Source organism: Trinickia violacea (assembly GCF_005280735.1).
Taxonomy (GTDB): domain Bacteria; phylum Pseudomonadota; class Gammaproteobacteria; order Burkholderiales; family Burkholderiaceae; genus Trinickia_A; species Trinickia_A violacea.
In genome coordinates this window covers 2,559,546-2,580,987 of the sequence record NZ_CP040078.1, presented here as the reverse complement: position 1 = coordinate 2,580,987, position 21,442 = coordinate 2,559,546, and the positions used below count along the sequence as shown (strand labels likewise).

Sequence of the window (21,442 nt, the reverse complement as noted above, 5' to 3'; positions counted from 1 at the left end):
GCGCCGATTTTAGCGCGGCGGCGCTTCGCTTCCCGCGCCGAGCGCACGCTGCATCAGCGTGCTGTCGAGCCAGCGGCCATGCTTGAAGCCAACCGCCTTCAAGGTGCCGATCGGCTCGAAGCCGAGGCTGCTGTGCAGCGATGTCGAGCCGCCGCGGCCGCCGTCCGCGATGACCGCGATCATCTGCCGCCACGGTCCCGCCTCGCAGCGCTCGATCAGCGCGGCCAGCAACGCCCTGCCGACACCGCGTCCGCGGCACGCGTCGTCGATATAGATCGAATCTTCGATGGTGTGGCGATAGGCGGCGCGCGGCCGATACGGCGTCGCGTAGGCGTATCCGGCGACGCGGCCGTCGAGTTCCGCGACCAGGTACGGCAAGCCGTGCTGCAGCACTGTCGCGCGCCGCGCAAGCATGTCGTCGACGCTTGGCGGCGTCTCTTCGAACGACGCGACGCCGGTCAACACGTGGTGCGAATAGATCGCTTGGATCGCGGGGATGTCGGCTTCTGTGGCGTCGCGAATGATGGGCGCGCCGACAGCGTTCGCGGGAGCGGATGCGTGGGTTGAGCTCATTAGTCGACGATGAACAGTTTCGCGCCGGTCCGGCTATACGATTGGTGCGCTTCGGCGTTATCGCCGACTTGATAGCTCATTCCCGCTGTCAGGACGAACTTGCGGCCGTCTTCCAGCGTGGTTTCCAACTCGCCTTCCAGGCAGAGGAGCACGTGACCTTTCTTGCACCAGTGGTCTGCGAGGTAGCCGGGCGTGTATTCCACCATCCGAACCCGGATGGGATTTTCCTTGTCGCCGAAAAACCGCGTGCGCCAGTAGGCCATGCCGGTTTCCCCGTTGTGCTCTGTTCGTTCGATTTCGGCCCAATCGGTGGTGCCGAACGCAAATGCCTCCATTTTCATGCTGTCGCTTCCCTTTTGTTGTTTGAGGTCGGATAAGCATGCTACAGCGGTTTCTGAAGCGAAGCGTGCAAAACAAAGGTTCTGCAATCGAAACGTGCGTCACGCCGCGCAGCGAACGCTGCACGGCAAGGTTGAAGCGCTTTAGCCGTGCGAATAGAGAGGCGAATTCGACACGTGGCGCGGCGGCGCGTAACGGCGCGGCGCATGATACTTCGGCTTGCGGTACTTCCGGTGTTTCGGCTTGACGTAGCGCGGGGAGTGAGGGTGCGCCACCGCGTGCTGCGCTTGCGGTGCGGCTTGGCCTTCGCCGAAATGATAGGTTTGCGAGGTTTGTGCGGTGGCGGTTGCCGTCGCGGCTGCGGCGGCGAGCGTGAGCGCTGCGGCCAGCCAGGTCGTGAACTTCATGTGTTCTCCAGGTGAGCGGCCGAGAGGATACAACAACTCGGCCGCACCCGGTATTGGCGTGCGCTGAAACCCGCTTTTTCCAGGGTGATTCGTGTTGCGGCAGGTTTTTTGTGCAAGCGGCCGGCGGCCATGCGCGGTCACGTTTTCCTGAGCGGCACGTCCTCGATCAGCCATGCCAGCGCGAACGCGAACACGACGATGCACGCGGCGACGACGAACACGGTATGCATGGCGCCGCCGAATGCCTGCAGATAGTCGTCGCGCAGCGCGGCCGGCAGCGCTTGCACGGCGGCCGGCCGCAGCGCCTGGGGCAGCTCGGCGCCGGCGGGCAACAGCGCGGCGAGCCGCGCGTGCAGCACGTTCGTGAAGACCGCGCCGAACGCCGCCACGCCGACCGAGCCGCCGATCGAGCGGAACAGCGTCGCGCCCGACGTCGCGACGCCCATATGCTTGAACGCGACGGTGTTCTGCACGGCAAGGATCAGCACTTGCATGACCATGCCGAGCCCGCACCCGACGAGACCCATATACAGATACATGCGCTCGATAGGCGTCGAAACGGAGAGTGTGGCGAGCAGCAGCATCCCGACGCACACGAGCAATGTGCCCACAATCGGAAACGCGCGATATTTGCCGATCTTGCTGATGATCCGCCCGCTCGCAATCGACGTGACGAGCACGCCGCCCATCAGCGGCAGCAACTGCATGCCGGCTTGCGAAGGCGTCGAATTCTTGACGACCTGCAGATACAGCGGCAGGAACGTAACCGCTCCAAACAGCGAAACGCCTACGATGAAACCGATCAGGCTCGGAAGCAGGAACGTGCGCTCCTTGAAGAGTTCGAGCGGCATGATGGGCTCGGCCGCAAGCCGCTCTTCATAGACGAAGCCCGCGATCGCGATGCAGCCGAGCGCAAGTGTGAACCACAAGTCGGGCGACGACCACGGCAGGACCGTCCCGCCCTGGCTCGTGAACAAGATGATGCAAGTGAGCGCGGCAGCGAGATAGCCGGCGCCCACGTAGTCGATCTTGTGCTTCACGTGCGCGACGTGCGGCTTGAACGCGGCCCCGATCACCGCAAGTGCGACGATGCCGACCGGCACGTTGATGTAGAAGATCCAGCGCCACGACAGATGCTCGACGATGAAGCCGCCCGCGAGCGGCCCGATGACGGTCGCAAGACCATAGACGCCGCCGAACAGCCCTTGATAGCGGCCGCGTTCGGCGGGCGGAATGATGTCGCCGATCGCGGCCATCGTGATGACGAGCAGACCGCCGCCGCCGAGGCCCTGCAGCGCGCGCAGCAAAATGAGCTGCGTCATGTTCTGTGCGAGCCCGCACAGCACGGAGCCGAGCAGGAATAGCGCAATCGAAGCCTGCAGCACGATCTTGCGGCCGAACAGGTCGCCGAACTTGCCGTAGAGCGGCACGACGATGGTCGACGTGAGCAAGTAGGCCGTCACGACCCACGACAGATTTTCCAGTCCGCCGAGATCGCCGACGATGGTGGGCAGCGCGGTCGAGACGATGGTCTGGTCGAGCGCGGCCAGCAGCATGACCAGCAGCAGCGCCGAGAAGATCAGCCGGATCGGCGGACGTTCGCCGGCTTCGGCGCGTCCGCTTTCCACTGCGGCGACGGAGGTATCGATATCCATGGGGACACTCGGCCTTGAAATTAATTAATGCGGCGATTAATATAGGCGACATTCCTTGCTTAGTCAAACAACTTGATTCGAAGATGGCTACGAGAAAGACCGCTCGACAGATCGTGGAAACCGCCGGGACCGCAAAGGCCGGCACGCGAACCATGAAAACGCCGCCCAAGCCCGCAGCGGCGCCGCGCCGTCCCGGCCGTCCGACGGGCGGTTTGAGCGGGCCGGAGCAGCGCGAGAAACTCCTGAACACGGCGCTCGTGCTGTTTGCGCGGCATGGCATCGTCGATACGACGCTTGCCGCGATCGCGCGCGAAGCCGGCGTCACGCCGGCGATGCTGCACTATTACTTCAAGACCCGCGAACAACTGCTCGACGTGCTCATAGACGAGCGCTTCGTTCCGGTGCGCAAGGCGATCAGCGGCGCGTTCGAGGACAACGCGGACGACCCCGTGGCGGCGCTCGCGGCGATCGCGCAGCGTTTCGTCGATCTCGCCGCCGAGCGTCCGTGGTTTCCGTCGCTATGGATTCGCGAGGTCATCAGCGACGCGGGCTTGCTGAGACAGCGCATGCGTGACCGCTTCAAGGACGCGCATCGCAAGGACGAGATCCAGTGGATCGTCCGCTGGCAAAAAGAGGGGCGCCTGAATCCGGACCTCGAGCCGGCGCTCGTCTTTCCCACGCTGCTCGGCATCACGTTGCTGCCGCTCGCGGCATCCACCTCCTGGCGCTCCGATCCTGAACGGCGACAGATCGGCACGGACGAAATCGCTCGTCACGCGATCGCGCTGCTCACCGACGGCATGGGCGCGCGCAAGACCAAACGCTGACCCTACGTACCGGCAGGCGCGAGTTTTGCGTCTGGAGGTGGCGAACGCAACAGACGCGGCTTGCAAGGCGGGTTGAAATCCCGCTTGAAAACCACCATCTAGCCCGCGTCTTTCATAGACGTTTCTTCGTCGCGTGCTAGGGTGCTGCTCGACATGTAAACACATGCTGCAGAGGGCATGGCAACGCAGCGTCACGCCGACGGAGGTTGCGCCGAAAGCCGCGCGCCGGTTGCTGTGCCGATCGCGTTGCAACTCGCGGCACGTGTTCGGGTCGGAGTCTTCAGCACGCGGGGCCGCCAAGCCGTAGTCAGTTGCAAGCGGCTGGCAACGGGCGCGTGCCAAGGGCAGTTTGATTGGCGAAGCGCCGCGTGGTTCGCGGCGTTTCGCACCGTACTGGTAGCGAAAAAAACGTATGAACGGAGTATTGAGACTTGACCGTGCGACGATCGTCCTCGTGGAAGACGATCCGCAGAATCGGGATTCGCTCGTGATGTTGCTGGAATCGGAAGGAGCGCAAGTCGTGGCAGTGGCGGATGCGGAGGAGGGCGTGGAAGCGGCGATGCGGGTGCTGCCCGATGCCGTCGTCTGCGACCTCGATCTGCCGACGATGGACGGTTTCTATTTGATTCAGCGGTTACGCGACTACGAGATTTGCACCAATCACAGCCCGTGCGTGGCGGTTGCGATCACGGGGCACACCGACGAGGCTTACCGGCTTCGCAGTATCGGCGAGGGTTTTCAGCACTTCATGACGAAACCCGCGCCGCCGGAAGTACTGGTTTCGCTGTTGCACGAAGCGATTGGCGCTCGCGCGGCGAGTTGATGCCGCTTGCAAGTCGCGGCGACGCGGTCTTCTCCGACCGCCGCCGCAAGGCGCGTCTTATCGAACAAGACGCGGTGTAGGCGCTTTTTCCCAATTGCCGTTGCCGCGTTCGGCAACCGTCAACCTTTTTCCTTTGGCGTCAGACGCTTACGCGTCATGCCCGCAGGTTGTCCACAAGTTTGCCAACAAAATCTGTGGACAAGTTGCCAATATTCCGACGACAACTCCACACGTATTCTCCGCGCGGACCGCAATCCGCTTTCGCTATCTCCCGATCAAATAGGCGAATTGTCTGGCTATCGGTGCTCTCGCTATAGTCGTACGCATGACATCAACGGCGCACGAACCCGGCGCCACGCGTGGAGGAAGACATGAACCGGATCGATCTGGATAACCGCGTCGTCGTCGTGACCGGCGGCGCACGCGGGATTGGGTACGCCGTCGCACAACGCGCGCTGCGTTCGGGTGCGGCGGTGGCGTTGTGGGATCTCGACGCCGAGCGCTTGTCGCGCAGCCAAGCGGAGTTGAGCGAGCTTGGCAAGGTGAGCGCGTTTCCGGTCGAGCTGACCGACGAAGCCGCCGTCGCGCGCGCCACGCAGGACACGATCGCCGCTCACGGCGCGATCGACGTGCTCATCAACTGCGCGGGCATCACCGGCGGCAACGGCGCCACCTGGGAACTCGCGCCCGACGTATGGCGCCGCGTCATCGACGTCAATCTGATCGCGCCGTACCTGACTTGCCGCGCGGTCGTTCCGCAGATGCTCAAGCAGGGCTATGGGCGCATCGTCAATATCGCTTCGGTCGCCGGCAAGGAAGGCAATCCGAACGCATCGCACTACAGCGCGTCGAAGGCGGGCCTGATCGGCCTCACGAAATCGCTCGGCAAGGAGTTGGCGACGAAGAACATCCTCGTCAATGCGGTCACGCCGGCGGCGGCGAAAACGGAGATCTTCGACTCGATGTCGCAACAGCACATCGACTACATGCTCTCGAAAATCCCGATGAATCGCTTCCTGCTGCCGGAAGAGGCGGCGTCGCTGATCCTGTGGTTGTCCTCGGAAGACTGCGCGTTCAGCACGGGCGCGGTGTTCGACTTGTCGGGCGGACGCGCGACGTATTGAGCGCCTTTTACCGGTGCCGCGTAAAAAACACCGGCTGCACATCTACAGGAGGCAGCATGACGGAGACGACGCGTTTCGCCGCGCAAGCGAGCGCGACACGCAAGGCGATGCGGCACCTGCTGCCGTTTCTGCTGCTGATGTACGTATTGGCGTTTCTCGATCGCGCGAACATCGGCTTTGCGCAGCATGCGCTGCAGCACGACACGGGTCTCTCCGACAGCGCCTTCGCGTTCGGTGCCGGCGTGTTCTTCATCGGCTACGCGCTGTTCGAGGTTCCCAGCAATCTCGCCTTGCATCGCTTCGGCGCGCGCGGCTGGATGTGCCGGATCATGGTGACGTGGGGCGTCGTCTCGGCGTGCATGGCGTTCGCGCACACGGCGCCGGTGTTCTACACGCTGCGCTTCCTGCTCGGCGTGGCCGAAGCGGGCTTCTTTCCCGGCATCGTCTATTACCTGTCGCAGTGGTTTCCGCAGGGCGCGCGCGCTCGTGCGCTCGGCCTGTTCTATTTCGGCGCGCCGCTGGCGTTCATTTTCGGCGGGCCGCTCTCCGGCATGCTGCTCGATCTGCACGGCGCGTTCGGCATGGCCGGCTGGCAGTGGATGTTCATTATCGAAGGGCTGCTCGCATCCGCGGTGGGCGTGTGGGCGTTCTGGTATCTCGACAACCGGCCCGCGAACGCGCGCTGGCTCGACGCCGACGAACGCGACGCGCTCGAATCGGCAGTTGGCGACGATGCGCGCTCCGCCTCGGCGCACGGGCCGCACAGCGTGATCGGCGCGCTCACCGACCGGCGCGTGCTGATGCTCGCCGTCATCTATTTGCTGATTCAGGTCAGCGTGTATGGCGTGATCTTCTATTTGCCGCAGCAGGTCGCGGCGCTGCTCGGCACGAAAGTGGGAGCCGAAGTCGGTTTCGTTACCGCGCTGCCTTGGTTGTGCGCGGTCGTCGCGACATGGCTCGTGCCGCGCCGCGCCGATCGTCACGGCACGCATCGTGGCTGGGCAATCGGCTTGCTCGCGCTTTCAGGCGCGGGAGTGGTCGTCTCGGGCGTGGCGCCGGACGCCGGGATCGGGCTCATCGCACTCGCATGTGCCGCGAGCGGCTTTATTGCCGCGCAGCCGCTTTTCTGGACGTTCCCGACGCGTTACCTGACCGGCGCGCCAGCTGCCGGCGGCATCGCGCTGATCAATTCGATCGGCAGTCTCGGCGGCTTTCTGGCGCCGACGCTGCGCACGAGCGTCGAGCACGCGTTTGCCTCGACCGCGGCGGGGCTTGCCGTGCTCGGGGCGGCGAGCTTCGCGGCGGCGCTGCTGATCGCCGTGGCCGTGCGCCGTCCTCACGCGCGGCAGCCCGGTGACGGCATGACTCACGCAACTTTTATCGCTGACGCGCAGGCCGCATCGGCGTCCACACGACGGAGCTAACCTCATGGCCATGCCTACCATCCGGCACGTCCGCGCGTTCACGGTGCGCGGCGGCGGCGCCGATTATCACGACCAGGGCGCCGATCACTGGATCGACGACCATATTTCGACGCCGATGGCCCGCTATCCGCAATACCGGCAAAGCCGCCAATCGTTCGGGCTCAACGTGCTCGGTTCGCTGGTTGTCGAGATCGAAGCGAGCGACGGCTCCGTTGGCTTCGCGGTGACGACGGGCGGCGAAATCGGCGCGTTCATCGTCGAGAAGCATCTCGCGCGTTTTCTCGAAGGGCAGCTCGTCACCGACATCGAGAAAATGTGGGATCAGATGTACTACGCGACGCTGTACTACGGCCGCAAGGGCATCGTGCTGAACACGATTTCGGGCGTCGATCTCGCGTTGTGGGATTTGCTTGCGAAGGTGCGCAAGGAGCCGGTGTATCAACTGCTCGGCGGCCCGGTGCGCGACGAGCTGACGTTCTATGCGACCGGCGCGCGTCCCGATCTGGCGAAGCAGATGGGGTTCATCGGCGGCAAGATGCCGTTGCAGCACGGGCCGGCCGAGGGCGAGGAGGGGCTGCGGCTCAATCTGGAGAAGCTCGCGGACATGCGCGAAAAAGTCGGCGACGAGTTCTGGCTGATGTTCGATTGCTGGATGAGCCTCGACGTCAATTACGCGACACGCTTGGCGAATGCCGCGCACGAATATGGCCTCAAGTGGGTCGAGGAATGCTTGTCGCCGGACGACTATTGGGGGTACGCGCAACTGCGCAAGAACGTGCCGCGCGGCATGCTCGTGACGACCGGCGAGCACGAAGCGACGCGCTGGGGCTTCCGGCTGCTGCTCGAGATGGGCTGCTGCGACATCATTCAGCCGGACGTCGGCTGGTGCGGCGGAATGACGGAGCTGATCAAGATCTCGGCGCTCGCGGATGCGCACAATGCGCTCGTCGTGCCGCACGGGTCGTCCGTCTACAGCTATCACTTCGTCGTCACGCGGCACAATTCGCCGTTTGCGGAGTTCCTGATGATGGCGCCGCAGGCCGACAAGGTCGTGCCGATGTTCAATCCGTTGCTGCTCGATGAGCCGGTGCCGGTGAACGGCCGCATGAAGGTGCCTGAGACGCCGGGCTTCGGTGTGCGGCTCAACCCGGAGTGCAATTTGCATCGGCCGTATCAGCATTGATCGACCGCTAAAGCGCCAAGCCTGATCGACTGCTGCGGGCTTGGAGTAGGTGCTGAAGCACCAACTCCAAGCAACCTCAGCATGGGACCAGAGTAAGCGCTAAAGCGCTAACTCTGGTCGACAGGAGAACAGGATGTTGCTGAAAGACAAAGTAGTGATCGTGACGGGCGCGTCTCGCGGCATCGGTCGCGCCATCGCGGTGACGGCGGCCCGCGAGGGCGCCGATGTCGTGCTCAATTACTGGGGCGACAACGATGCGACTTACAACCGGCGCCCCGCGATTCGCGAGGTGCTCGACAACATCGCGTCGCTTGGGCGGCGCGCGATTGCGGTCGAGGGCAACGTCGCCGAACGCGACACCGGGGCGGCGCTCGTGAAGGCGGCCGTCGACGCGTTCGGGCGTGTCGACGTGCTAGCGAGCAACGCGGGCATTTGTCCGTTCCATGCGTTCCTCGACATGCCGCCCGAAGTGTTCGAGACGACGATGGCCGTCAACCTGCACGGCGCGTTCTACGTGACGCAGGCCGCGGCGAACCAGATGAAGGCGCAGGGCACCGGCGGCGCGATTGTCGCGACGAGCTCGATCAGCGCGCTCGTCGGCGGCGGGATGCAGACGCACTACACGCCGACGAAGGCGGGCGTGCATTCGCTGATGCAATCGTGCGCGATTGCGCTGGGGCCGTATGGCATTCGCTGCAATTCGGTGATGCCGGGCACGATCGCGACCGACCTCAATGCGGAGGATTTGTCGGATACGGCGAAGAAGGCGTACTTCGAAAAACGCATTCCGTTGGGACGGCTCGGGGAGCCCGAGGATGTCGCCGAATGCGTGGTGTTTCTCGCGTCGGACAGGGCGCGGTATGTGACGGGCGCTGCGTTGCTCGTCGACGGCGGCATGTTCGTGAACCTGCAGTAACTAACGTCTTTGGCAGACCGGCGGCGTAGCGCTTACGCGCTGCCGCTCGAATACTTTCGCAACAAGGTCACGAAGCGCTGGGCCGGTTCCGACAGCGGTTCCTGCTTGCGAACCAGAAGGCCGAAGCCGGTGAGGCTTTCGCCGATCTCGATCGGCAGCGCGATCAACAGCTTGGCGCGCAAGTAATCCCGCACGACGGTTTCCGGCAGCATCGCCACCGCATTGCTGTTTTGCAGCAATTGCAGCGTCGCGAAGATCGACGCGCATTCCACCTGATTGGCCGGCGACGGCAATTGCGCGCGCGCCAATTCATCCTCGAACAATTGCCGTGCCGGGGTCGTCAGCGGCTGCACCACCCACGGCCAACCGAGCAAATCCGCCAGCGTTGCGGCGGAGGGTGCCGCGCCCGTCGCCATCGGATGCACGGCGCGCACGACGAGCATCAGCGTTTCGCGCGCGAGCGGCTCGAAATCGAAGTCGTTATGTTGCAGCGCGTTGGTGAAGCGTCCCAGCGCGACATCGACTTCGCGGCGATTCAGCAGCTGCAGCACTTGGTCGCTGGTTTCGCCAAGAATGCGGATGTTCAGGAGCGGCCGCTCGGCTTTCAAATCGGCGACTGCCATCGCGAGCAGATCGGGCGCGGCGCCCATGATCGCGCCCACCGTGAGCTGCCCATGCCCGCCTTTGCGCTTGACCTCGAGCCCCTCGGCAAAGCGCGTGAGTTCCGCGAGCGAATGGCGCGCGTAAGCGAGCGCCGCGCTGCCGAGCGGCGTCGGCTGCATGCCGCGCGAATTGCGCTCGAACAGCAGAAAGCCGAACGCTTCCTCGATGTCGCCGAGCATGCGGCTCGCGCTCGGTTGGGCGACGTTGATCGCTTCGGCGGCTTGATGAAGATTGCGCATGTCGTCGAGCGCGACGAGCAGGGCGAGGTGCTTGAATTTGAGGCGGTTGACCAGCGCAACAAACGACGACGAAGAGGAGTTCATTGATTCGCTTTAGCGATCGCCCAATCCAAAGAACGGATTGTGATGTTATCGGTGGGCCGATTATAGTCAAATCAAATAGACGCCATGCAAGCATTTAAGCGCACAGGCGGAAAGAATTGGAGACAGCGGCACCGCGATGCGTGTCGCAACCGTGCTGCATTTTGCGCACCGCATGCATCGCCGTCTCCTTTGCTCAACAAACCTGCCGGAAAGGCGCTGAGCCTAGCGAGAAGACCGATGCGAGTTGTCGATTCACACGTCCACTTTTGGGATTTGAGCGCGCACCACTATCCGTGGCTGGCGAATCCGGGCAAATCGTTTGTCGGCGACGCGCGCGATCTGAAGCACGATTATCTGCCTACCGATCTGATCGAGGATGCCGCCGATATCGAATTGCTGAAGGTGGTCCACGTCGAAGCCAATTACGATCCGGCGAATCCGGTCGGCGAGACGCGCTGGCTGCAGTCGCTCGCCGACACGCGCCGCGGCGGACGCGATTTCCCGAATGCGATCGTCGCTGCCGCCGATCTGTCGCAATCCAACGCGCAAGCGGTGCTCGAAGGGCACATGGCGTACGCGAATACGCGCGGCATCCGGCAGATCCTGAACCGTCATTCCGATTCGCTCTACAACTACGTGCAGCAGGACTATCTGCAAGACGGCGTCTGGCGCCGCAATTTCGGCTTGCTCGCGCGCTATGGCTTGTCGTTCGACTTGCAGCTCTACCCGTCGCAGATGGCGGACGCCGCTGCGCTTGCGCGCGAGCATCCGGACACGCTGTTGATCCTGAACCACGCGGGCATGTTCGTCGACCGCGACAGCGTCGAGGGCTATCGTGCGTGGCGCGACGGTCTGCGCTTGCTCGCGTCGTGCGAGAACGTGGTCGTGAAGATCAGCGGACTCGCGATGTTCGACCATGGCTGGACAGTCGAAAGCCTGCGTCCGTACGTGCTCGAAACGATCGATGCGTTCGGCGTCGAGCGCGCGATGTTCGCATCGAACTTCCCGGTCGACCGATTGTTCGGCACTTACTCGGCGCTGTGGCACGCCTACGCGGCGATCGTCGCCGGTGCGAGCGCGGAGGAGCGTGACGCGCTGTTCCGCGCGAATGCGCAACGCTGTTACCGGATCTGAACCTCCACCATGGCAAGGCAGGCATGACTTCATCGACGAACCCGGTACCGCGTCTCACGCTCGCGCGTGCGACCAAGACCTTCGGGCGCGTGCGCGCACTCGAAAACGGCAATCTCACGCTTTGGCCCGGCGAAGTGCACGCGTTGCTCGGCGAGAACGGCGCAGGCAAATCGACGCTCGTGAAGATTCTCGCGGGCGTGCATCGTCCCGATGGCGGCGAGCTGACGATCGACGGCACCGCGCGCTCGTTTTCCGACCCCGCCGATGCGCGCAGCGCGGGCATCGCGGTGATCTATCAGGAGCCGACGCTGTTCTTCGATTTGTCGATCGCCGAGAACATCTACATGGGACGGCAGCCGACCGATGCGCTCGGGCGCATCCGCTACGACGAGATGCATCGCGAGGTCGACGCGCTGCTCGTGTCGTTAGGCGTGAATCTGCGTGCGCAGCGGCTCGTGCGCGGCTTGTCGATCGCGGATCAGCAGGTGGTCGAGATCGCGAAGGCGCTGTCGCTGAACGCGAACGTGCTCGTGATGGATGAGCCGACCGCCGCGCTTTCGCTACCTGAAGTCGAGCGTCTGTTTTCCATCGTCAGGAAGCTGCGCGAGAGCGGCGTCGCGATTCTCTTCATCACGCACCGGCTCGACGAAGTGTTCGCGCTGACCGAGCGCGTGACGATCATGCGCGACGGCGCGACCGTCGAGACCGCGATGACGAAAGACCTCACGACCGATCAGATCGTCGCGAAGATGGTGGGGCGCGACCTCGACACGTTTTATCCGAAAGCCGACGTGATGCCCGGCGAAGTGCGGCTTTCGGTGCGCGGCTTGACGCGCATCGGCGTATTCAAGGACGTGTCGTTCGAGGTGCGCGCGGGCGAGATCGTCGCGCTCGCGGGGCTCGTAGGTGCAGGGCGCAGCGAAGTTGCGCGCGCGATATTCGGTATCGACATGCCCGATGCAGGCGAAGTCCACGTATCCGGCAAGCGCGTTGCGCCGGGCAAGCCGGCCGCCGCGGTGCGCGCGGGCATCGCGCTCGTACCGGAAGACCGGCGCGCGCAAGGTCTCGCGCTCGAGCTGAGCATCGCGCGCAACGCCTCGCTGACCGTGCTCGGGCGCCTCGTGCGTCACGGCCTGATCTCGTCCGCCAGCGAAACGAAGCTCGCGGCGCATTGGGGCCAACGGCTCAAGCTCAAGGCGTCGAACCTCGACGCGCCGGCCGGCACACTCTCGGGCGGCAACCAGCAAAAGGTCGTGCTCGGCAAATGGCTCGCAACGGAGCCGCGCGTGCTCATCATCGACGAGCCGACGCGCGGCATCGACGTCGGCGCCAAGGCCGAGGTCTACCGCACCCTGTCCGATCTCGTGCGCGAAGGCATGGCCGTGCTGATGATTTCGAGCGAATTGCCGGAAGTGCTCGGCATGGCGGACCGGGTGCTCGTGATGCACGAAGGGCGCATCAGCGCGAGCCTTTCGCGCGCGCAGGCCACCGAACAAAGCATCATGGGCGCCGCGCTCGGCGGCACGCCCGTCACCATGGGGCACGCGGCATGACCCGGCATTCCTCCACGGCGCCCGTCGGGGCCCATCACCACGCACCGGGCTTGCCCGTGTTCAAACTCAGCCGGTTCGCCGCGGCTGTAGCGCAAAGCCGCGAGACCACGCTCTTCGTCGTGCTGATCCTGCTGATCGGCGGGACCGCGCTCGCGCGGCCCGAGTTCCTGAATCTGCAGAACCTGCGCGACGTGCTGTTGAACGTGTCGATCATCAGCTTGCTGACGGCAGGGATGACGGTCGTCATGCTGATGCGGCACATCGATTTGTCGATCAGCTCGACGGTGGGCATCAGCGCGTATGCCGTGGGCAGCTTGTTCGTCGCGTTTCCCAACCTGCCGATCGCGGGCGCGCTCGTGGCGGGCGTCGCGATCGGTCTGGTCGCGGGCGCGATCAACGGCACGCTCGTGACGTTCGGGCGCGTGCCGTCGCTCGTCGCGACGCTGTCGACGCTCTATATCTTTCGCGGCGCGGACTACGCGTGGGTCCACGGCGGCCAGATCAACGCGTCGAGCCTGCCCGATGCGTTCTCGCGGCTCGCCACCGGAACGCTGCTTGGCGTGCCGAACCTCGTCGTGATGGCGGCCGTCGTGCTGATCGCGCTCGCCGTCTATCTGAAGCAGTTCCGCGCCGGCCGAGAGCACTACGCGATCGGCTCGAACCCGGAGGCGGCGGTGCTCGCCGGCATCAAGGTCGAGCGGCGCGTGTTCGCGGGCTTCTTGTTGTCGGGCGCGATCGCCGGGCTCGCGGGGATCTTGTGGCTCGCGCGCTTCGGCACCGTCGATGCGGGCACCGGCAAGGGCATCGAATTGCAGGTCGTGGCGTCGGCGGTCGTGGGCAGTGTCGCGATCACGGGCGGCGTCGGCACGGTGCTCGGCGCAACGCTCGGCGCGCTCGTCCTCGGCGTGATCAACATCGCGCTAGTCGTGTTGCGCGTGTCGCCGTTCTGGCAGCAAGCCATTCAAGGGGCGCTGATCGTCGCGGCCATCACGGTCGATACGCTGCTTGCCCGCTCCGTCGCTAAACGCATGATGAGGAAGCGCGATCATGGCTAATCCCAATTCCGCCGCAGCAGCCGGTACACGCGGTTTTCGCGTGACCTGGGAGGCGGCGCTCGGCATCGTGCTCGTACTGTCGCTCGGTTTCGGCACCGTGCTTTCGCCGATGTTCATCAGTAGCGCCAACCTTGGCAACATGCTGGCCGATTTCACCGAAATCGCGCTGATGGCGTTGCCGATGACACTCATCATCGTCGCCGCGGAAATCGATTTGTCGGTGGCGTCGGTGCTCGGCGCGTCGAGCGCGTTGATGGGCGTGCTGTGGCACATGGGGTTGCCGATGCCGGTCGTCATCGCGCTCGTGCTCATGTTCGGCGCGCTGGCCGGGTTCTTCAACGGCTTCGTCATCGTGCGTTTCAATCTGCCGTCGCTTGCCGTCACGATCGGCACGCTCGCGCTCTTTCGCGGGCTCGCTTATGTGCTTCTCGGCGATCAGGCCGTCGCCGATTTTCCGGCCGGCTATACCGCATTCGGAATGAACAACGTCGGCAGTACGTTCCTGCCGCAGCCGTTCACGCTCGTGATCGTCGGCGCAGTCATCTTTACGGTCGTGCTGCATCGCACGGCGTTCGGCCGCGGTCTCTATGCGATCGGCGCGAACCCGACCGCGGCCGCGTTCTCCGGCATCGACGTCGCGCGCGTCAAGCTCAAGCTGTTCGTCGTCTCGGGTTTCATGAGCGCGTTGGCGGGCGTCGTCTATACGCTGCGCTTTACGAGTGCGCGCGGCGACAACGGCGAGGGCTTCGAACTGCCGGTGATCGCGGCCGTGCTGTTCGGCGGAGTGAGCATTTTCGGCGGGCGCGGCTCGATGGCCGGCGTGCTGCTCTCGCTCGTCATCATCGGCGTGCTGCGCAATGCGCTGACGCTCAACGACGTATCGAGCGAAACGCTGACGATCGTGACCGGGGCGTTGTTGCTGTCGTCGGTGCTGGTGCCGAATCTGCTCGCGCGCTGGCGCAGCATGCGCGAGCGTCGTTCGTTGATGCGCGCGGCGGCTTCACGTTAATCACGCCCCCCCAGGAATACCAACAACCGCTTGCAACCCCGAATGGCGGGGCTCGAGCGTCTATTAGGAGACTTGCTATGTCTGGGCATCATCGTTTTCTGCGCGGTTTCGGCATGCCGCTAGTCTGTGCGGCCTTGGTGGCGGTGACATCCGTGGCCAGCGCGGCGGCCAGCGCGGCCGACCTCAAGCCCGGCCTGAAAATCGCCTTCGTGCCGAAGCAGATCAATAACCCATACGAAGTCACCGCGGATAACGGCGGCATGGACGCGATCAAGGAGTTCGGCGGCGACGGCAAGGTGGTCGGGCCGTCGGATGCGGGCGCATCGTCGCAGGTTTCGTACATCAACACGCTCATCACGCAGCGGCAAAACGCGATCGTCATCGCCGCCAACGACGCGAACGCGCTCGTTCCTTATCTGAAGCGCGCGATGGCGCAAGGCGTCAAGGTCGTGACCTTCGATTCCGATACGGCGCCGGCCGGGCGGCAGTTGTTCGTGAATCAGGCGAATGCCGAATCGATCGGCCGCGGGCAGATTCAATTGCTGTCCAAATTGATCGGCGGCGAGGGCGAATTCGCGATTCTTTCGGCGACGCCGAATGCGACGAATCAGAATACCTGGATTAAGTGGATGCAGGAGGAATTGAAGAAACCGGAATACGCGAAGATGAAGCTCGTTAAGATCGCTTACGGCAACGATGACGACCAGAAATCGTTCGTCGAAACGCAAGGTCTGCTTCAGGCTTATCCGAATTTGAAGGGCATCGTGGCGCCGACTTCGGTGGGCATTGCTGCGGCGGCGCGTTATTTGTCGACTTCGCCCAAGAAAGGCCAGGTCATGCTGACGGGTCTTGGCACACCGAACCAGATGCGCGCGTTCATCAAGAACGGCACGGTCAAGGCGTTTCAATTGTGGGACCCGGGTCAATTGGGCTATCTGGCCGCTTATGCCGCGGCTAACTTGGCATCGGGCACGATCACCGGCAAGGAGGGCGAATCGTTCGACGCCGGCAAGCTCGGCAAGCGGACGATCGGCAAGGATGGCGAAATCATTCTTGGGCCGCCGACCACGTTCGACACGAGCAACATCGATAATTTCAATTTCTAACACGCATTCCGGCTGCGCTGCAGCAAGCGTCCTTAAGCGAAATGTGTTGTTTTTTAGCGCCCTTTTGGGCGCTTTTTTATTATCCTTTGCTTAGCAAGACCACTTAGCGTTAGTCAATCCAAGGATCCCGTGGCATAGTCACGCAATTCATTCTTAAGGAGAAAAGATGGCTACGCTCAAGCAAATCCAAAGCCGTATCGAAAAATTGCAGGCGCAAGCGGAAAGCTTGATCGCCAAGCGGGCGACTGCCGTGATCGGGGAAATCCGCGCGCTGATGAACAAGCACGGCCTGACCATCGCCGACCTCGACGCGCATATGCCGAAGAAGCGCGGTCCCAAGCCGAAGGGCGCGGCCGGCTACGCGGGCGCGGCGGCAAAGGCCAAGGGCCTCAAGGCTGCGGGCAAGCTGCCGCCGAAGTTCCGGAACCCCGAAACGGGCGCGACATGGAGCGGCCACGCTCGCCCGCCGGCATGGATCAAGGATGCAAAAGACCGCTCGGTCTTCCTGATCGACAAGTCGAATGCGGGCGCCGCAGCCGCGAAGCCGGCTGCCGCTAAAAAGACGGCTGCAGCCAAAAAGGCCGGTGGCGCTAAACGGACGGTTGCGCGCAAGGCTCCGGCGAAGAAAGCCGTCGCGGCCAAAAAGACCGCAGCGAAGTCGGTCAAGGCAGCCAAGCCGGCTCGCGCCGCGAAAACGGCTGGCCGCGCGAAGCGCGCTGCGGTGAAGAGCGCGGCAGCGAAGAGCGCCGCAGCGTAAGTCTTCCGGTGACCCGCGGCTCGCCAGGAGCCGCGGCCGCTCAACCGCGACGCATCGCGGGGGCGCGCTCGATCAGACCCGTCCGAATACGGAATACGCGTGCAGCGCAATCTTCGCGCCGCACGCTACGTTTAGTCTGTCGAATACGACTTTTTGCAATCGCGTTGTCAAATTTGCATGCCGGCAATGCGCTTCTTGCAGTTCGTCACATCACGTCGGGTATCGTCGCGCATTGGCGCGGGGCGGGCCATAGACTGGCTCGGCTGACGAGCGCCCCAGACCGTCCCAGATAACGAGCATCGGCATAAGCCTTGCTTAAGGGGGCTCTAAGCGGCTTGTTGGGCCGCGCCCGGAAGTCCGGTCTACGCTTAAACAGGCTCGCTCATGCCGCCGGAAGAACGATTTGCGACTGGCGTGAACAGCCTCTAACGAACCCGCTACCCCCATGCACCCGGACTCTTCCGCCCCAGAGCCGTCTCCCGGCGCCCCGGCGCGCGATGTGCGCGAACGCGAACTCGTCGCGCCGTCCGAGGAGCGCTTCCGAATCCTTGTCGAAGCGGTGGAGGACTATGCGATCTTCATGCTCGATCGCGACGGCCGCGTGGCGAGCTGGAATACCGGCGCGCAGAAGATCAAGGGCTATTCGGCGCGGGAGATCATGGGCCAGCACTTTTCCGTCTTCTATCCCCCTGACGATGTCGCAGCGGGCAAGCCGGAAATGGAGCTCGTCACGGCGACCCGGGTCGGGCGCGTCGAGGACGAAGGCTGGCGTGTGCGCAAGGACGGCTCGATGTTCTGGGCCAATGCGATCATTACCGCAGTGTACGAAACGCGCGGCGGCAAGCGCGAATTGTGTGGCTTTGCCAAGGTGACGCGCGACATGACGGAAAGGAAGCGATTGCGTGAGCTCGAAGTCGCGAGCCAGCATATGAACGAATTTCTCGCCACGCTCGCACACGAGTTGCGCAACCCGCTGGCGCCGGTGCGCAACGCGTTGAGCGTGATGATGCTCGAGCCGTTCGTGAGCCCGACGATCAAGCAGTGCCGCGACATGATCGACCGGCAAGTGTCCCACCTCACGCGCCTCGTCGACGATCTGCTCGACGTCGGCCGCGTGACCACCGGCAAGATCGTGCTGCGCCTCGAGCCGGTCGACTTGAACGACGTCGTGTCGCGCAGCATCGAGATGATGCGCCCGCACCTCGACATGCGGCAGCAGGCCGTCGACGTCAGCTATCCGAAGTCGCGCGTCATGGTGAACGGCGATTTGGCGCGCCTCGTTCAGATCACACAGAATCTGCTTTCCAACGCGTCGAAATTCTCGGAGCCGGGTTCGCGGATCAGTGTCTCGGTGCACGCGGAAGGGACCTTGGCGGCGCTGCGCGTGGTCGACCGGGGCTGCGGAGTCGAGGCCGACGCGCTCGATTCGATCTTCGATTTGTTCGTGCAAGCCGACAATCGGCTCGAAAGAAAGGAGGGGGGGCTCGGGGTCGGCCTGACGCTTTGCCGGTGGCTCGCGGAAATGCATGGCGGCGCGGTGACGGTGGCGAGCGACGGCCACGACCAAGGCGCCACGTTTACGTTGCGTCTGCCGCGGCTCGCTGCGTCGTCGGTGGATTCGCACGCCGGCGCGGCGATGCCGCCCCCGGACGCGGCCGAGAGCGACAGCCGCAACACCTTGCACGTGCTGATCGTCGACGACAACCGCGACTCGGCCGACAGCATGGCGATGCTGATGACGCTCAAGGGGCATCGCGTGAGGGTCGCCTACAACGGCCTGCAGGCGTTGGCGATCGCGAGCACCGAGCGCATCGATGTCGCGCTGATCGACATCGCGATGCCGGGCGCGGACGGCTTTGCCGTCTTGGGCCAGCTGAAGGCGATTCCGTCCACGAACGAGGTGCTTTACGCGGCGATGACGGGCTTTGGCCAGGCGAGCGACATGGAGCGTTCGCTGCAGGGCGGGTTCGATGCACATTTGACGAAGCCCGTGCCGCTCGCGCTGATCGATTCGCTGTTGCAGCGCGCGCTGGATCGGCGCAGCGGCCTGGAGCCGCGCTCGGAGGACCGCTGACTCGCGGCTGCAGCCGCGGCTTCGGCGCAACGCCCCGTTTTAGGTCAGCGGCAGATCGATGTGCTTCTTGAACGGCGCGCGCTGTTCGAGCCGCGAATACCAGCGCTCGAGATTCGGCATCGACGGCCGTTCCACCCCCGCGAGTCCAAACCAGCGCTTGGCGAATGCGCCGAGGACGATATCGGCGATCGTGAACTTGTCGCTTTCCAGAAAGAAGCGGCCGCTCAAGTGATCGTCGAGCAGCTTCCAGCGCGTGGCGACGGTCATCAGGTCGGCTTCGAACTGCACGAGGTTGCGCTCGGCGGCGGGCGTGCGCACGGCGCTCAGGAACACCGGGCGTTCGGCCGGCTGCAGCGTCGACAGCGACCAGTCGAGCCAGCGGTCGATGCTCGCGCGCAGCTTCGGGTCGTTCGGGTAGAGCTGGCTCGTCGGCCCGTATTGCATGACGAGGTAGCGCAGAATCGAATTCGATTCCCACAGCACGAAGGTGCCGTCGACGAGCGTCGGGACCTGGCCGTTCGGATTGAGGTCGAGATAATCGGGATCGCGAACGCGGCCGAACTGCAGGCCGGCATCGATGCGCTCGTACGGCAGGCTCAGTTCGTCGCAGACCCAGAGCACCTTTTGCACGTTGACGGAGTTGGCGCGTCCCCAGATTTTCAGCATTGTTCCATTCCTCCAAATAGCGTTGGCGCTACGATACACGATCAGCCTGACGGCTCGCCTACCGTGCCTGGGCGCGTGGCCGGCGCGGCGGCGGGCGTTCTGCCCTGGCGAATTTGTACAATACGGCGTTCTTCGAAGGCCCAGCCTGGAGGCTCCTCAATGGCCCGCACTGTCCCTGACGATTGGAAGCACTTGGCCGCCGTCGGCGCCGCGGAGCGCGAGCGCGAGACGCTTGCGCTGCTGGAAGGCGCGCTGCCTGACGGCTACACCGTCTATCACGGTGTGCATTGGACGCGGCTGAACCAGAGCTTCTCGGTGTTCGGCGAAGCGGACTTCGTGATCGTGAGTCCGGCGGGACGCGTGATGATCGTCGAGCAAAAGGCCGGTTTTCTGCGCGAGACGCCCAAGGGGCTCGTCAAGGTTTATCTGCAGACCGAGCGCAACGTGTCGATTCAATTGGCGCGCACGATCGAAGGGATGCATCGCCGCTTTACCGCCGCGTTCGGCGCGGGCACTTACTGCATCGAAGAGCTGCTGTATTGCCCGGATTACGTCGTGAAGAACGCGGCCATTGCGGGCGTGAACCCGGATCGTATCGTCGATGCCACGCGCCGGGACCGGTTGGTTTCGATCATTCTTCAAGCGCTGCCCGCCGATGAGCCGCGCCTCGCCTGCGCGCCGAAGATCCACCACTTTCTCGCCGACGAGTTGGCGCTCACGCCCGACGCGAGCGCGCTCGTCGGTCAAGCGGGGACGCTCGTCACGCGTTTGGCGGGGGGGCTTGCCACCTGGGCGCGCCGGCTCGAGTTCGCGCCGTTCCGGCTGCGCGTGATCGGCACGGCGGGCTCCGGCAAGACGCAGCTCGCGGTGCAGGTCATGAAGGACGCGGTCGCGAACGGCAAGCGGCCGCTTTACGTGTGCTTCAACCGGCCGCTCGCCGATCACATCGCGCGCGTGGCGCCGCCCGAGGCCAAGGTCGCGAACTATCACCAACTGTGCGATTGGATTGCGCGCGACGCGGGCAGGGCGCCGGACTTCCAGGCGCCCGATATTTTCAGTCGTCTCGAAGCCACGTTTGCCGATGCGCCGATCGATTCGCGCTGGCAATTCGACGTCCTGATCGTCGACGAAGGGCAGGATTTCCAGCAGCCATGGGTCGATGCGCTTGCTCGGCTCGTTGCGCCGGAGGGCGCATGGTGGTGGCTCGAAGACCCGTTGCAGAACCTCTATATGCGCGAGCCGGTCGCGTTGCCGGGCTGGACGGTGCTCAAGGAAACGACGAACTATCGTAGCCCGCGCGACATTCTCGACTATGTGCGCGATATCGTCGGCACGCCCGTGCCGCTCGCGGCGAGTCTCGTATCGGGCAGCCCGTTCGACGGCTCCGACATCGCCGTTTCGACCTACGACGCCGCAAGCGCGGACGGCGGCATCGAAGCGACCAAGCGCGCGATCACGCAGGCGCTCGCGCTCGGCTTCAGAAAGCAGGACATCGCCGTGCTCTCGTTTCGCGGCCGCGAGGGCTCCGCGCTGACCGCGCTCGATCATCTCGGCCCGCACCGCCTGCGCAGCTTCACGGGCAAATACGATCTGTTCGGCAACCCTGAGTATCGCGAGGGCGACGTGCTGCTCGAATCGATCTATCGCTTCAAGGGACAATCGGCGCCGTGCGTGATTCTGACCGAGGTCGATTTCGAGACCTTCGACGAACGCAGCGCGCGCAAGCTCTTTGTCGGCGCGACGCGGGCGACGATGAAGCTGATCGTCGTCGCGTCGCAGCGTGCCGCGCGACACCTGCGCGGGGAACATGACGACGGCGTCGAATAATCGA

The 21,442-nt window shown here is 64.1% G+C and carries 20 protein-coding genes; 14 read left to right on the top strand and 6 right to left on the bottom strand.

The window, feature by feature from the left end; all coding sequences use genetic code 11:
• Nucleotides 1-9: 9 nt before the first annotated feature.
• The 4 genes from FAZ95_RS33645 to FAZ95_RS33630 all read right to left on the bottom strand — a co-directional run bounded on the left by FAZ95_RS33645 (nt 10) and on the right by FAZ95_RS33630 (nt 2,974).
• Nucleotides 10-573: a GNAT family N-acetyltransferase gene (locus FAZ95_RS33645; RefSeq protein ID WP_137336709.1), complete on the bottom strand. Its 564-nt coding sequence runs from the start codon at nt 571-573 to the stop codon at nt 10-12.
• Nucleotides 573-914 (bottom strand): DHCW motif cupin fold protein, encoded by a 342-nt coding sequence (locus FAZ95_RS33640; protein ID WP_137336708.1) that lies wholly within the window; start codon nt 912-914, stop codon nt 573-575. The genes FAZ95_RS33645 and FAZ95_RS33640 overlap by 1 nt, the downstream gene beginning before the upstream one ends.
• Before the next feature lie 141 nt (nt 915-1,055).
• Nucleotides 1,056-1,319: a hypothetical protein gene (locus FAZ95_RS33635; protein WP_137336707.1), complete on the bottom strand. Its 264-nt coding sequence runs from the start codon at nt 1,317-1,319 to the stop codon at nt 1,056-1,058.
• Between the two features lie 137 nt (nt 1,320-1,456).
• Complete coding sequence (locus tag FAZ95_RS33630) at nt 1,457-2,974, bottom strand: MDR family MFS transporter (RefSeq protein WP_137336706.1); 1,518 nt, start codon at nt 2,972-2,974, stop codon at nt 1,457-1,459.
• Nucleotides 2,975-3,126: 152 nt separating this feature from the next.
• On the opposite strand from FAZ95_RS33630, the gene FAZ95_RS33625 reads away from it, so the two are divergent.
• The 6 genes from FAZ95_RS33625 (at nt 3,127) to lra1 (ending at nt 9,271) form a co-directional block, all read left to right on the top strand.
• Entirely contained in the window at nt 3,127-3,801 is a 675-nt protein-coding gene (locus FAZ95_RS33625; RefSeq protein ID WP_254700073.1) for a TetR/AcrR family transcriptional regulator, read from the top strand.
• Between the two features lie 412 nt (nt 3,802-4,213).
• Nucleotides 4,214-4,624 (top strand): response regulator, encoded by a 411-nt coding sequence (locus tag FAZ95_RS33620; RefSeq protein WP_137336704.1) that lies wholly within the window; start codon nt 4,214-4,216, stop codon nt 4,622-4,624.
• A gap of 371 nt (nt 4,625-4,995) precedes the next feature.
• Entirely contained in the window at nt 4,996-5,748 is a 753-nt protein-coding gene (locus FAZ95_RS33615; protein ID WP_137336703.1) for an SDR family NAD(P)-dependent oxidoreductase, read from the top strand.
• A 56-nt stretch (nt 5,749-5,804) separates the two neighbouring features.
• Nucleotides 5,805-7,172 carry an MFS transporter gene (locus tag FAZ95_RS33610; protein ID WP_137336702.1) on the top strand — a complete coding sequence of 456 codons (1,368 nt, stop codon included), beginning with the start codon at nt 5,805-5,807 and terminating at the stop codon, nt 7,170-7,172.
• Nucleotides 7,173-7,176: 4 nt separating this feature from the next.
• Nucleotides 7,177-8,355 (top strand): L-rhamnonate dehydratase, encoded by a 1,179-nt coding sequence (rhmD, locus tag FAZ95_RS33605; protein ID WP_137336701.1) that lies wholly within the window; start codon nt 7,177-7,179, stop codon nt 8,353-8,355.
• Between the two features lie 133 nt (nt 8,356-8,488).
• Nucleotides 8,489-9,271 carry an L-rhamnose 1-dehydrogenase Lra1 gene (lra1, locus tag FAZ95_RS33600; RefSeq protein ID WP_137336700.1) on the top strand — a complete coding sequence of 261 codons (783 nt, stop codon included), beginning with the start codon at nt 8,489-8,491 and terminating at the stop codon, nt 9,269-9,271.
• Nucleotides 9,272-9,303: 32 nt separating this feature from the next.
• Here the strand turns inward: lra1 and FAZ95_RS33595 are convergent, their stop codons facing one another.
• Nucleotides 9,304-10,257, bottom strand: a complete 954-nt coding sequence (locus FAZ95_RS33595) for a LysR family transcriptional regulator (RefSeq protein WP_137336699.1) — start codon at nt 10,255-10,257, stop codon at nt 9,304-9,306.
• Between the two features lie 237 nt (nt 10,258-10,494).
• Between FAZ95_RS33595 and FAZ95_RS33590 the strand changes: the two genes are divergently transcribed.
• The 7 genes from FAZ95_RS33590 to FAZ95_RS33560 all read left to right on the top strand — a co-directional run bounded on the left by FAZ95_RS33590 (nt 10,495) and on the right by FAZ95_RS33560 (nt 18,945).
• Nucleotides 10,495-11,391: an amidohydrolase family protein gene (locus tag FAZ95_RS33590; protein ID WP_137336698.1), complete on the top strand. Its 897-nt coding sequence runs from the start codon at nt 10,495-10,497 to the stop codon at nt 11,389-11,391.
• Between the two features lie 23 nt (nt 11,392-11,414).
• Nucleotides 11,415-12,944 carry a sugar ABC transporter ATP-binding protein gene (locus FAZ95_RS33585; protein WP_137336697.1) on the top strand — a complete coding sequence of 510 codons (1,530 nt, stop codon included), beginning with the start codon at nt 11,415-11,417 and terminating at the stop codon, nt 12,942-12,944.
• Complete coding sequence (locus FAZ95_RS33580) at nt 12,941-13,999, top strand: ABC transporter permease (RefSeq protein WP_137336696.1); 1,059 nt, start codon at nt 12,941-12,943, stop codon at nt 13,997-13,999. Before FAZ95_RS33585 ends, FAZ95_RS33580 begins: the two co-directional genes overlap by 4 nt.
• Entirely contained in the window at nt 13,992-15,008 is a 1,017-nt protein-coding gene (locus FAZ95_RS33575; protein ID WP_137336695.1) for an ABC transporter permease, read from the top strand. The genes FAZ95_RS33580 and FAZ95_RS33575 overlap by 8 nt, the downstream gene beginning before the upstream one ends.
• A gap of 113 nt (nt 15,009-15,121) precedes the next feature.
• The gene (rhaS, locus tag FAZ95_RS33570) at nt 15,122-16,114 is read left to right on the top strand and encodes a rhamnose ABC transporter substrate-binding protein (protein WP_437437798.1); all 993 of its coding nucleotides are present in this window, start codon (nt 15,122-15,124) and stop codon (nt 16,112-16,114) included.
• Nucleotides 16,115-16,280: 166 nt separating this feature from the next.
• On the top strand, nt 16,281-16,871 hold the full coding sequence (locus tag FAZ95_RS33565; protein WP_137336693.1) for an H-NS histone family protein: 591 nt from the start codon (nt 16,281-16,283) through the stop codon (nt 16,869-16,871).
• Between the two features lie 445 nt (nt 16,872-17,316).
• A complete protein-coding gene (locus FAZ95_RS33560) occupies nt 17,317-18,945 on the top strand; it encodes a PAS domain-containing hybrid sensor histidine kinase/response regulator (protein WP_137336692.1) in 1,629 nt (542 codons plus the stop codon).
• A gap of 39 nt (nt 18,946-18,984) precedes the next feature.
• Here the strand turns inward: FAZ95_RS33560 and FAZ95_RS33555 are convergent, their stop codons facing one another.
• Nucleotides 18,985-19,611, bottom strand: a complete 627-nt coding sequence (locus FAZ95_RS33555; RefSeq protein ID WP_137336691.1) for a glutathione S-transferase family protein — start codon at nt 19,609-19,611, stop codon at nt 18,985-18,987.
• 159 nt (nt 19,612-19,770) lie between these two features.
• On the opposite strand from FAZ95_RS33555, the gene FAZ95_RS33550 reads away from it, so the two are divergent.
• A complete protein-coding gene (locus FAZ95_RS33550) occupies nt 19,771-21,438 on the top strand; it encodes an ATP-binding domain-containing protein (protein ID WP_137336690.1) in 1,668 nt (555 codons plus the stop codon).
• Nucleotides 21,439-21,442: the final 4 nt, after the last annotated feature.